We start from the raw sequence: 12464 nt of genomic DNA, 5'->3' as shown, positions 1-12464 counted from the left end.
ACAGATATACTATAGATGAAAGGCATTTCTCAAGTGAGAAATTTATCTCACGGGGAATGCCTTTTATTCATGCATATGTTGAAGTGATGGTGTTTTTTTGGTAAACTTTATGTATATGGCTGAAGATACAGCTTGAATTGGAGGAGCGTTTATGAAGAAACAGATAAAGGTTACTTTGATAGTTATCGTGGCCGCCATCATTGCGGCAGCAATCATATGGTACGTGATGTACCTGCGGGGCAAGGAGCAGGATCTGCTGACACCTGTGGGAACACGTGCAGAATTTATCGGTGATACAGACAAATATCCTACCATGCTTACAGCGAAGGGGACTCAGATCCTGAATGCAGACGGAGAACAGGTTGTTCTCAAGGGTGTGATGGTTCCAGAGTCGCGCAGTCTGTATGAGGAGAAGAAGTTTAATGAGGATTTCTACAAGGATGTATTTGCCAAGGGTGGTAATGCCATAAGGGTGCCAATAAGCCCTGTGGAGTACAAGAATGACGATTACTATATGTGGAGATATCTTGACCGCATAGTTACCTGGGCCGGAGAGAACGATAACTATGTTATTCTCGACTGGGATTATACAGGTAACCCGATAGATGGTTCCGGGGATGAGATGCCGGATCTCGACGAGAATCCGCTGGATTATTCTGCTGAATTCTGGAAGAACATTGCGGATTATTTCAAGAACACTCCAAATGTTATATTTGAGATATACAATGAGCCGGTTGGCATGAGTGATTCAGAGTGGAAGAGATGCGCGGAGAGCCTTATAGGAGTTATAAGGGATGCCGGCGCAAAGCAGCTTATAATCGTTGGAAGTCCGGATTACTGTTATGATCTCGGATGGCTTGACGAGCTTGGCGTGAAGAATGACAATACTGCGTTCTCTGTTCATGTTTACCCAGACAAGGTGTTCTGGCAGAAGTTCCTGTCGGGCTATGTGACAAGTTATCCTCTTATAGTGACAGAGTGGGGATATGCAGACGATGATGTCGAGGTCAAGAATGAGAAGCTGAAGGGCACCAGAAATGTATTTGGAATAAAATTTACCAGATATCTGGAAAAGCATGATATAGGATGGATTGCAGTTGGATATGACGATACGGTGGAGCCATCCATGTTTACTAAGGGATATAAGAAACTCACAAAATGGGGCGAGTATGTGACTGAGCTGCTTGGAGACAAGGAAGAATAAAGAGAATAACGGATAAAAGGGAGAAAATATATAATGGCAATCAGAATATTAGGAACAGGAAGCTGCCTTGCGGAGAAAGAGGTATCAAATGATGAGCTTGCAAAGTATGTTGATACATCTGATGAGTGGATATCTTCAAGAACAGGTATAAAGAACAGAAGAATAGCTGTTAAGGAGACGACGACGAGCATGGCTGTTGAGGCTGCTGAGAGGGCACTTGAGATGGCAGGGAAGTCCGCAGAGAATGTGGAGCTTATAGTGCTTGCCACAGTCACTCCGGATTATTACACACCAAGCGGGGCGTGTCAGGTTCAGGCGGCTATAGGTGCGGATAAGGCGATTGCGTTTGATGTGAATGCGGCATGCTCGGGCTTTGTATTTGCCCTCAATGTTGCAAAGATGTATATAGAGACAGGGTTTGTGAAGAATGCTCTTGTAATAGGTTCGGAGACGCTGTCAAAGATACTTGACTGGAATGACAGAGGTACATGCGTATTGTTTGGAGATGGCGCAGGTGCCGCTTATATAGAGGAGTCTGACAAGGGAATCATAAGCATTGTCCAGGGTTCAATCGGCAAGAAGGGTATGGTGCTCAACTGCGAGAGCAGAAAGACCAACAATATATTTGTAAAAGATGAGATCAATCATGACTATCTGTATATGGATGGACAGGAGGTGTACAAGTTTGCGGTGAGACAGTGTCCTAAGTGCCTCCAGGAGGCCCTTGACAAGGCTGGAATGACCGTTGACGATGTGGATTACTTCGTACTCCACCAGGCAAATGTAAGAATTATTGAATCTGTTGCCAAGAGACTTAAGGCACCGCTTGAGAAGTTCCCTACGACTCTCGACTACACAGGAAATATGTCTGCGGCGAGTGTACCTGTACTTCTCGACCAGCTCGTGAGAGAGCACGGCCTGAAGCGCGGCGACAAGATCGCAATGTCGGCATTCGGCGCAGGGCTCACATACGGCGCTGTGGTTATGGAGTGGTAGAGGCTTTAACACCTGTAATTTTTGAGGGCGGAATGGAGCTCCTTGTAGTTTGGGAGTACTTTCTCTACCTCGGCCCAGAAAAGTGCGGAGTGGTTCATCTGCTTTCTGTGACACAGCTCGTGGACTACCACGTAGTCTATGATTTCGGGAGTGGTGTTCATCAGTGCACAGTTGAAATTCAGGTTACCGGAGGAGCTGCAGCTTCCCCAGCGGGTCTTCTGATGCCTGATGGTGATCCTTCCGTAGGTCACGCCTATTATCTGAGCAAAATGTTCTACACGTGAAGGAATATATATCCGAGCCTGTTCTGACAGTGCCTTTATATCGGCATCTGTCAGGGCAGTGCTTGGATTTTTTTCGTCTGACATATTGGAAATTCTTTTCTGCATGATTTCCAGATGGCTGCGGATCCAGTTTTGTCTGGAATCCACAAAGCTTTGGATCTGACTGTCGGTCATTCTGAGGGGCGCACGGACCTTTATGTTGAGGTCTCTGTCTATCTCGATACAGATAGATTTGCGCCTGCTCCTGACGACAGAATGTTCGAATTTATCAGAATTGTTCATGGCATATTACCTGTCTTTGATAGGTACGTAGTCCTTAGGCTCTACAAGACTTGGATAAGCCGGACGCATTATCTTGTAGCTGTTGATCAGCTCCTCCATACGATGCGCACTCCATCCAACCACTCGGCCAATGGCAAATAGTGGTGTGTAGAGGGCGTAAGGGATCTTGAGCATCTTGTATAACAATCCGCAATAGTAATCTATGTTGATGCACACACCCTTGTAGATCTTGCGCTCCTCGGCAATGACCTCAGGTGCGATGCGCTCTATGAGCTCGTATAATTTGAATTCGTCCTTCTCGTGCTTCTCCTCGGCGAGCTTTTCTACATACTCCTTGATAATGACAGCTCTTGGATCTGACAGAGAGTATACAGGCTGGCCCATTCCGTATACCACGCCCGATTTGTCAAATGCTTCGCCGCGCACGATCTTCCTGATGTACTCACGGATCTGCTCCTCGTCCGTAACATCCTCGACATTGCAGTGTATGTTCTTCATCATCTCCATGACCTTGAGGTCTCCACCGCCGTTGAGCGGTCCCTTGAGTGAGCAGAGTGCTGCTGCGACTGTGGCATATGTATCTGAGCCGGATGATGTGACAACACGTGTTGTAAACGTAGAGTTGCTTCCGCCTCCGTGTTCCATGTGGAGAACAAGGGCAAGATCGAGAACCTTTGCCTCAAGCTGTGTGTACTTTCTGTCTGAACGGAGCATGCTCAGGATATTCTCCGCAAATGAAAGCTCAGGATCCGGCTTGTGTATATAACAGCTCTTGCCAAGCTCATAATGTCTGTATCCCTGGAAAGAATATACAGCGAGTCTTGGGAATACACTTATTATCATAAGACACTGCTGAAGAACGTTGTCCAGAGATATATCCGTCTCAGACTTATCGTATGATCCGAGGGCAAGGATACTCTTGGTCATATTTGAAATGATATCCTTGGTAGGGTTCTTCATTATGACATCTTGTATAAAGTTGTGTGGAAGGTCGTATGCAAGGTTGAGGACCTGTTTGAACTTGGCAAGCTCATTCTCGTCCGGAAGCTTTCCAAACAGTAACAGATATGTACACTCCTCGAAACCGAATCGTCCTTCCTTTGTAAATCCGTCTATCAACTGGCGGATCTCGTAACCTCTGTAATATAATTCACCGTCAGCAGGAGTATGCTTTCCGTCCTCCATTGTATACGCCCGGCTTAGTGAAATGTTGGTGATGCCGGCATTTATTCCTATTCCATTCAGATCGCGAAGTCCACGCTTTACGCCGTATTCCTCGTAGAGGTTGTTATCTATGGTATCGTTCTCAATACAGAGACCAAGACGCTCCTTCGTAAATGAACTAAGATTATTGATTGACATATATAATACTCCTTTCAGGTAAGTCTTCATTGAATTATCTCACTTATTTACAACTATTGCAATCCGAAATGATTGTATGGGTGTAAAATATTATGTATAATGTACTGAGAATAAAGTTAAGACAAATGTTTTAGGAGGTAATATAAATTGGCAGACAGACAGGATATGGGGCAGAATAAAGGGAGCGCAGGAGCTCATAAGGGAACTGTGAGCCGTGCAACAACGAGCAGTGTGAAAAAGACACAGCCGGGCAAGGGAGTAGCGTCAGGCAGTCGGTCAGCATCAGGCAGCCGTCCTGTGTCGGGAAATCGTCCGGCATCGGGCAGCCACTTATCATCGGCGAGTCGTCCGAAAAGTGCAACTGCGCAGGACAAAAGGCGCACAAGTACGGGACGTCCACTTGAAAAGTCGGTGAAGTCCGTGTCTTCAGGAAGCAAGACCAGGAGACCGGCGAATAGCAGATCGTCAACAGGTTCCGGTAAAAAATCCGCGCAGAGCAGAAATAAAAAGAAGCGATATGAGCTGAATACGAAAATGATGGTCGTGGCGGCTCTGGTGGTTGGAATAGTGCTTGCACTTGTGATCACGATGATCATGAGATCCAGCATGCTCAGGGTCAAGCAGATCCAGACGGATTATAATATGGGTGATATATTTGATATAACAAACTATATTGAGCCGGACAGCAATGATGCCAGGCTGGAATATGACAACTCAGAATTTGCACCGGATAAGCTTGGTAAGTACACCATCAAATATAAGATCAGACGTGGAAAGTTAAGCAAGACAAAAAAGGCTGTGATAAATGTTGTTGATGAGGTAAATCCATACATAGACGGCCCGGACGAGATAGACGTTTCTATGGGAACGGATATAAACTGGAGTGATTATTACAATGTCACAGATGAGGATCCGGATGTGCAGGATTCGCTTAAAGCTTCTCAGGATGTGGACACAAGCAAGGAGAGAACCGTAACAGTGACTCTCACAGCGGAGGACTGGGCAGGCAACAAGGCGTCCAGACAGATCATCGTAAATGTACTCAAGAGTAACTTTGATGAGTAGGGTGTGAACGAAATAAAATATCTTGAAAAATGACAGAAAAAAGCTCAATGCTGACGGGGATGAAATCCGAAAGCATTGAGCTTTTTGATTTTAGTATTTTATGAGATAGGCGGCTTTCTCAGCTCTGCATCCAGCTCTGAGTTGTCAACCACTGTTGTCTTGGTCTTTTTAACCTTTTCCTTTTTCTTCTTCGATCTGCTCTTGTGTATGTTCTTGATGAGCATTACCACCAGAAGCAGGATGAGACCTATGCTTATGAGGACTACGGATAAACCGTATTTGTCCAGTATCTTGTCGATTATGTTGTAGCTTGACTTCTCCCACAGTCCATCCGCTTCAAGATCTGCCTGAACCTTTGAGAGGCAGTACTTTGTTCCGGTACACTTTGGTATACCCGGAAGTCTTGATGTGATGGCTGTAAGGTTGCTTGCCTGTTCGTCGGTTACATTGAAGTATGTATATGACAATGCCTCCTTACCTGTTGTGGTTATAGGATCGTCCAGACCGAGATTGATGAGATACCACTCTCCGCCGAGATAAACGGCATTCCATGCACAGTTGTTGATGTAACTCTCTTCTTTGAGCTGCTTCTGTGTGTCCATCGAGTCGTCCAGAAGATCTGAATTCTGTCCCTCAATGTACAGACATGGCACACCGACGTAATCCATAATGGCCTTGAAAGCCTTTGCATATCCGTAGGTGACTGCCGACTGATACTTGGAGTTGAACACGCCGTCTGCGGTGTATGCGTATATGTTGTCCTTGCTCTTAGATGTTGCATCTGAGGCATAATAAACTTTGTTGATGATCGAATTATGTATGAGATATACCTTCTCGTAATCCTTTGCGCTCTCATCCAGAGAAGCTGCATAATTCTTGACGGTCAGGTCAAAGTTGTTCTTGTATATGGAACGTGTATCTCCGTTGGCATACAGTGAATAGCACTCGATGGTGAGAGCTGTATATCTGAGTTCTCCCGAGGATTCCTGCTTGCACTGATAGCTGTCGGACATCCAGAAATACTCAGGATGATCGGCGAGTACAGCGTTGACGATCTGATCCATTCCATCGTTTCCGATAACTTCCCAGTCTTTGTTGCTGACCGACAATGTAAATGCTGTGTAATATCCGCCGTCCTGATAAGAAGCATTGGATGTCGACTCGTTGAATTTCTGAGCTGCATCGTTGATCTGTTTGTAGACGGTTCTGTACGCACTGTTGTCAAACTGGTCATAGAAATAAGTTCTGCCATCTATGGTATCGGTTTTGTTACTGCTGTCCGTATCATCTGTATCCGCCGCCTTTGCGACATATGGAGAAAATGATAATATCATGGTAAGCGTAAGCAGCAGTACAAGAAATTTTTTCTTCATAACTGGAACACACTCCTTCTTTTGCTTATGCAAAGCCCCTTTATATACTTCCTTCAATAATAACACATTATGGTTATTATTGCCAGAGAAAATGGGTTAAAGCGGTTGGATTTTGCTTCGCATATGTGTATAATAGTAAAAACCTGATGGTTAACGGATGGAAGGAGGAAACACATGGCTTCCAGTTGCGATATGTGTGCACACTATGTGTACGATGACGAAGATGATTTTTATGAGTGCCTGGTGAATATGGATGAGGATGACTTTGCCAGATTTGTGGCAAGAGGCTACGACAATTGTCCGTATTTTCAGTTGGATGATGAATACAGGATAGTGAGACATCAGATGTGACGATTGAAGAAAAACGGGAGATGTGCAGCAGCGCGTCTCCCGTTTTTCTGGCAAATGATCAATGTGATCAGTTCTTTTCAAATGACTCCGCCAGCTCCGTGAGATACACATACCTCTCCAGAAGCTGATCCAGCTCTGATTCAAGCTGTTCCTTTTTCTGCGTGAGTTCGTTAAGCTTCACGAAATCTGACACAGAGTTGTTGATATCGGTCTCCGTCTGCTCTATCTCAGCTTCTTTCTGGGCGATGGTGTCCTCTATGGTGTCATATTCCCTCTGTTCATTGAAGGAGAACTTTTTCTTCACGGATGGATTCTGCGTTTTCTTTTTCTGGGCAGGTTCCTTGTCCGCTGTGCTGACACGCTCCGGCTTTGTCTGGGTATTTGCCCCTGCCGATGTGCTGTTGGCAAATGAACCGTGGGTCAGATAATAATCGGTATAACCGCCCTCAAACTGTGAGATCCCGCCGCAGCCGTCAAACACCAGAAGCTTTCTTATGACTCTGTCCAGAAAATATCTGTCGTGTGATACGACTATCAATATGCCCTGGAAGGAATCGAGATAGTCCTCAAGTATACACAGTGTGGAAATGTCCAGATCGTTGGTCGGCTCGTCAAGGATCAGTACATTTGGAGATGATACGAGAACCTTCAACAAATACAGTCTTCGCTTCTCGCCTCCTGAGAGCTTCTCTATGCGCTGGTGCTGCAGAGTGCCGTCAAATAAAAATCTCTCACACATTGTGGATGCTGACATGAGACCTTCGGTGGTCTGGATATACTCTGCGGTTTCTTTGACGTAGTCGAGTACCTTCATGTTGGGATCCAAGGCTTCATTTTCCTGAGAGAAATATCCTATCCTTACGGTGTCTCCGATCTCTATGGTTCCGCTGTCCGGCTTGGTGACACCGGTTATGAGCTTCATGAGCGTTGTCTTGCCACAGCCGTTTGGGCCAACAACACCTATCCTGTCAGTCCTCAGGAAGTTGTATGAGAAGTCCGTTATGACCGGACTTGGTCTGCCCGGCCAGGTCTTGGCTATATGGGAGAGCTCTATTGTTTTGTTTCCCAGCCGGCTCGCGATTGAGCTCATGGTAACAGACTGAGTTTCCTTTATAAGCTCCTCACTTGCAAGCTTCTCATATCTCTGGATATGGGCTTTCTGCTTTGTGCTTCTGGCTCTAGCACCTCTCTGCATCCATGCGATCTCCTTGCGCAGGATATTCTGATGTTTGTTCTGAGTGGCAAGTGCGATGTTCTCACGCTCTGCCTTCAGCATGAGATAGCCTTCGTAGTTGGTATTGTAGCTGTAGGTTTTGCCTTTGTCGATCTCTACTATGCGGTTGCACACCTTGTCAAGAAAGTATCTGTCGTGGGTGACCATGACCAGAGCGCCCTTGTAGTTGTTAAGGTAATCCTCCAGATATTCTGTCATATCGTTGTCGAGGTGGTTGGTGGGCTCGTCCAGAACAAGAATGTCACATCTTGACAGCAGTGCCGCAGCCAGAGCGACCTTTTTTCGCTGACCTCCTGAAAGTGTGCTCACCATGAGGCTGGTGTCGTCAAATCCGAGACGGTGAAGAAATGCCTTGGCATCACCCTCTATGCTCCATTTGTTCTCCTCGTCGACATTTGCAGTGATGACATAGTCGTATATGCTGACCTTCTCTGCGAAGTCGGGGGTCTGTGGAAGATATTTTATGACCACGTTGTTTCCCTTTGACAACTGTCCTGAATCACATTCGTCTATGCCGGCTATGATCTTGAGGAGTGTTGATTTACCCGTGCCGTTTACGCCTATGACACCGATCTTTTCTCCTGAATTTACTGAAAAGTCTGCGTCATCGAACAGAATCTTGTCAGTGTATGCTTTTGAAAATCCTTTTATTGTAAGTAGGTTCATATATGTTCTTATGGGGCTTTGTGCCCGCCCTTTCGTCAAAATGAGCCGTGAAAACGGCTTTGCATGTAAGTATTATTGTAATTGGGGAGAATTGACGAGTCAAGAAGCATATCATAATAGAAATACCATTTGAGAATAATTAAAAATAGACGAAAATATATAAGACAATGATCTCCACCCGACAGTATATTTGTAAAAAAACATTCCTGAATTTATACAACATGACTAAAAAATAACCTGAAAAGGCGCTTTAGGTTAATAAAAACAAGCCATTTGCACAAATTGGTTTACAAAATTACAATTTTGTAATTTGCAAATTATTCCAAAAAGTAGTATAAATTGAACATTGATTACGGACAGGAATGGAGGTAATTATCATGGAATCAACAAATATCAGGGTTAAGCTCAATTCAGTAGAGCAGGTAAGACAGTTTGTAGAGACAATGAGAAAATATGATGGAGACGTTGATGTATATTCATCCAACAGGAATTATCTTGTAGATGGCAAATCAATACTGGGAGTTTTTAGTCTTGGACTTGATCAGGAACTCACAGTAAAGTTCTATAACGGAGCGACAGAGTCGTTTATAAATACATTACAGCCATTTATGCTGGCTGCATAAGGAGTATTTATTACAATAATTTTCATAGCTAATTCGTGGTCTGTATGCATTGACACATTCGTTGATGGAGTGTTAGAATGTCCTTATAAATATTAAGAGATATTAGGGGGCGCAGCCAATGCAGATTACAGAGATGAAAGCTAAAGTTAACACTATGGATGACATCAAGAAGTTTGTTGCATACCTGAATCAGTTTCCAAATGATGTTGACGTTTCATCAGCTCAGTACGTCGTAGATGGAAAGTCAATCTTAGGTGTGTTCAGTTTAAATCTTGAGAAGCCACTTACAGTGAAATTTCATGGAGAAGTTGCACCAGAGCTTCAGGCAAAGCTTGATGAGTTTAAGTGCTAATTCTATAGGATACATAAGAAAGCTTAGAAAAGCAGGCTGCAGATTTTCTGCAAGCCTGCTTTTCCTATGCTGTGAGACAAGTGTCAGGAGGGATGATTATGATATACGAAGCGGATCAGGGGTTGGAATACCATATAAAGGTAAATGAGGATATGATAGGCCAGTATGTTATCATGCCGGGGGATCCTAAGAGATGTAAGGCGATAGCAGCGTATCTCGAAGATGCGGAGCTGGTGGCGGACAGCAGGGAATTTGTCACGTATACAGGCTATCTGGATGGAGAGAAGGTCAGTGTCACGTCCACAGGTATAGGCGGCCCGTCGGCGGCCATAGCCATGCAGGAGCTGGTGCACGCCGGTGCCCACACTTTTATCAGGGTTGGAACCTGTGGCGGTATGCAGACTGAGATCGTCGGCGGAGACGTGGTGATCGCCACGGGAGCTGTCAGGATGGAGGGCACGTCAAGAGAGTATGCGCCTATAGAGTACCCTGCGGTTGCGGATATAGATGTGGTGAATGCGCTCAGAGAGTCAGCAGGAGCACTTGGAGTGACGGCACACACAGGTGTGGTTCAGAGCAAGGACTCATTTTATGGACAGCATTCGCCGGGAATCATGCCGGTTGGATATGAGCTTATGAACAAATGGGAAGCGTGGAAGAAGATGGGCTGCAAGGCCTCTGAGATGGAATCTGCTGCATTGTTCATAGTTGGAGCGTTCCTGCGGGTCAGGGTCGGTGCGTGCTTCCTTGTGGTGGCGAATCAGGAGAGGGCTGCAGCCGGTCTCCCGAATCCTGAGGTACACGACACCGATAAAGCCATACGTGTGGCTATTGAAGCTGTGAAGAAGCTTATCAGAACTTGAATACACGACCTATGTCTGTCTTGTAGCTTTCAAGATAGTCAAGGATCTCATCTGAATTATCCATGACGGTATATATCTCGTTGGTCGCAGGCGTCATAAAGCCTTTGTCCGACGTCTCTTTGAGCATGGACAGAAGATGATCGTAGAATCCGTTCTGATTGAAAATTACGATTGCTTTGCCGTGGCGTCCGAGCTGCTTGAGCGTGAGGATCTCAAAGAATTCCTCGAGAGTGCCAATTCCGCCGGGCGTTACGATGAAAGCGTCTGCCTTATCTTCCATGATCTGTTTGCGCTCTCTCATGGTCTCAGTGGTTATCAGCTCGGAGACATTCTCAAACAGTATTCCGTCAACATTAAAGAATGAAGGAGTGACGCCTATTATGGTGCCATTTTCCTCGTATACACCCCTTGCCACTGCGCCCATGAGCCCATTTGCTCCAGCGCCGTACACAAGAGTGTGGCCTCTTTTGGCGATTTCCCTTCCTAAATATTCTGTTTCTTCTATATAAGATCTGTCAATGTCGTTGCTTGACGCGCCGTATACACATATATTCATAAAAACCTCCAATGTGACAATGCCAGGTATTCCTGAACTGCCGAAAAACCATTTATTAAACAGTATATAGAAGTAAATGATAATTTGGAAGAAATTATTTATAAAATAATGTAAAATCGCAAAAAAATGCGGAGCAGCCATAGGACTGCCCCGCAAAGGGAAAACATGAAAAGAATGATATGAGATTACAGAAGCTCAACAACTTTGCCCAGAACTGCGATCTCTTTTTCTTTTGCACCCATAAGGTACTTCTCAAATCTGTCCATACAGTCAACCTTGCCTGTGATGGAAGTCTTGATGAGAAGGTTTCTGGCGGTGAGCATGGTGTTCTCAACCTCCATATAATCATTCAGGATATCACCGTTGAATTCGATATATCCGTGATCCATCATGTACTTGAGTCTCTCCATCATGAGAACCTTGTGGTCATACAGGATGTGAAGAGCACGTATATCAAAGTCTGGATCCTCTGCTGAAAGCTGCTTGCCGATCTGCTTCAGAACCGCATCGTAGACATCAACCCCAAATACTGTGTCCTTAAAACGATTCCTCATCATACGGAAGTGATTCTTGGTATCCTTTGACTCAAGGTACTCGATGATGGTATCCTTGATATACTGTGTGTCGAGTTCGTAGTATGTATCAGCCAGATTCTTCTGGATCACGTATATTCCACGGCGTCCCTTGTAGTCGTCCTTGAAAATATGATCCTCCTGGGCTGTGATTGTGTCGTAGCCGTTTCTCACATCTGAGTATGATACTTTTGAGTAGGAATAATGCTCGCCAAATGTGAAATCTCCAACATAGAACTGCTGCTCCTCGTCGTCATATCCGTAGATGAAGAGCTCGTGTGGGAATTTGTAGTCGGCACCGGAATCGCAGAGGATCTTAGCCTCGTCAAATACTCCGTATACATATCCGCCCAGATTGATGGTCTTCTTGATGAAAGTGAGAATATCTCCGCAGTAGCTCTCCACCTGCTCCTTTGTCATGAGAGAGAAGAGAAGATAAGGACATTCCTTAAGTGAACTGCTTCCCGGCATCATATCTGCAAGAAGCATCTCATCTCCTGTGAAGATCTCTTCGATGTTGTAACATCTTAACTGTATATAATTGCTGAATATCCAATTCTTGGCTTTCTCGTCGTCCCCTATGATCGAGAAAAGTGTGGCATGCCACTGCCAGGATGTTATCATTGGATAGCTTATTGGCAAAATCTTTTTGCTCATGTGCTTATTACCTCCATTTCATAT

Annotated in this window: 13 protein-coding genes; 7 read left to right on the top strand and 6 right to left on the bottom strand. The window is 45.0% G+C overall.

Features of this window, described 5'->3' with window-relative positions; translation table 11 throughout:
- Nucleotides 1-151 precede the first annotated feature (151 nt).
- Nucleotides 152-1204, top strand: coding sequence for a glycoside hydrolase family 5 protein (locus tag AB5150_RS13790; RefSeq protein WP_022215986.1), 1053 nt, complete (start codon nucleotides 152-154; stop codon nucleotides 1202-1204).
- 33 nt (nucleotides 1205-1237) lie between these two features.
- Nucleotides 1238-2200 (top strand): beta-ketoacyl-ACP synthase III, encoded by a 963-nt coding sequence (locus AB5150_RS13785; protein WP_022215985.1) that lies wholly within the window; start codon nucleotides 1238-1240, stop codon nucleotides 2198-2200.
- Nucleotides 2201-2205: 5 nt separating this feature from the next.
- On the opposite strand, the gene AB5150_RS13780 is transcribed toward AB5150_RS13785, so the two are convergent.
- Together AB5150_RS13780 and AB5150_RS13775 are read right to left on the bottom strand one after the other, a co-directional pair.
- On the bottom strand, nucleotides 2206-2766 hold the full coding sequence (locus AB5150_RS13780) for a SprT family zinc-dependent metalloprotease (protein WP_349092864.1): 561 nt from the start codon (nucleotides 2764-2766) through the stop codon (nucleotides 2206-2208).
- A 6-nt stretch (nucleotides 2767-2772) separates the two neighbouring features.
- A complete protein-coding gene (locus AB5150_RS13775) occupies nucleotides 2773-4128 on the bottom strand; it encodes a citrate synthase (protein ID WP_015534527.1) in 1356 nt (451 codons plus the stop codon).
- Nucleotides 4129-4275: 147 nt separating this feature from the next.
- Here AB5150_RS13775 and AB5150_RS13770 point away from each other — a divergent pair, with 147 nt between their 5' ends.
- Entirely contained in the window at nucleotides 4276-5193 is a 918-nt protein-coding gene (locus tag AB5150_RS13770; protein WP_349092865.1) for a hypothetical protein, read from the top strand.
- Nucleotides 5194-5291: 98 nt separating this feature from the next.
- Here AB5150_RS13770 and AB5150_RS13765 read toward each other — a convergent pair whose 3' ends face one another.
- On the bottom strand, nucleotides 5292-6566 hold the full coding sequence (locus tag AB5150_RS13765) for a transglutaminase domain-containing protein (protein ID WP_015534528.1): 1275 nt from the start codon (nucleotides 6564-6566) through the stop codon (nucleotides 5292-5294).
- A gap of 174 nt (nucleotides 6567-6740) precedes the next feature.
- On the opposite strand from AB5150_RS13765, the gene AB5150_RS13760 reads away from it, so the two are divergent.
- Nucleotides 6741-6917, top strand: a complete 177-nt coding sequence (locus AB5150_RS13760; protein ID WP_165852774.1) for a DUF6472 family protein — start codon at nucleotides 6741-6743, stop codon at nucleotides 6915-6917.
- A 67-nt stretch (nucleotides 6918-6984) separates the two neighbouring features.
- Here the strand turns inward: AB5150_RS13760 and AB5150_RS13755 are convergent, their stop codons facing one another.
- Nucleotides 6985-8817, bottom strand: a complete 1833-nt coding sequence (locus tag AB5150_RS13755; RefSeq protein WP_117874381.1) for an ABC-F family ATP-binding cassette domain-containing protein — start codon at nucleotides 8815-8817, stop codon at nucleotides 6985-6987.
- A 377-nt stretch (nucleotides 8818-9194) separates the two neighbouring features.
- On the opposite strand from AB5150_RS13755, the gene AB5150_RS13750 reads away from it, so the two are divergent.
- The 3 genes from AB5150_RS13750 (at nucleotide 9195) to udp (ending at nucleotide 10655) form a co-directional block, all read left to right on the top strand.
- Nucleotides 9195-9440 (top strand): HPr family phosphocarrier protein, encoded by a 246-nt coding sequence (locus AB5150_RS13750; RefSeq protein ID WP_015534531.1) that lies wholly within the window; start codon nucleotides 9195-9197, stop codon nucleotides 9438-9440.
- A 118-nt stretch (nucleotides 9441-9558) separates the two neighbouring features.
- On the top strand, nucleotides 9559-9792 hold the full coding sequence (locus tag AB5150_RS13745) for an HPr family phosphocarrier protein (protein WP_015534532.1): 234 nt from the start codon (nucleotides 9559-9561) through the stop codon (nucleotides 9790-9792).
- 98 nt (nucleotides 9793-9890) lie between these two features.
- Nucleotides 9891-10655, top strand: a complete 765-nt coding sequence (udp, locus tag AB5150_RS13740) for a uridine phosphorylase (protein WP_055147365.1) — start codon at nucleotides 9891-9893, stop codon at nucleotides 10653-10655.
- On the opposite strand, the gene AB5150_RS13735 is transcribed toward udp, so the two are convergent.
- On the bottom strand, nucleotides 10645-11211 hold the full coding sequence (locus tag AB5150_RS13735) for a TIGR00730 family Rossman fold protein (RefSeq protein WP_015534534.1): 567 nt from the start codon (nucleotides 11209-11211) through the stop codon (nucleotides 10645-10647). The genes udp and AB5150_RS13735 overlap by 11 nt on opposite strands.
- Nucleotides 11212-11396: 185 nt before the next feature.
- On the bottom strand, nucleotides 11397-12440 hold the full coding sequence (locus AB5150_RS13730; RefSeq protein WP_015534535.1) for a hypothetical protein: 1044 nt from the start codon (nucleotides 12438-12440) through the stop codon (nucleotides 11397-11399).
- Between the last annotated feature and the right edge of the window lie 24 nt (nucleotides 12441-12464).

The sequence above is a fragment of the Coprococcus sp. RTP21281st1_F1_RTP21281_210402 genome (assembly GCF_040915325.1).
Lineage (GTDB): Bacteria > Bacillota > Clostridia > Lachnospirales > Lachnospiraceae > Coprococcus > Coprococcus aceti.
The sequence above is the reverse complement of the archived record's forward strand: the minus strand, read 5'-3'. Positions and strand labels throughout refer to the sequence as shown.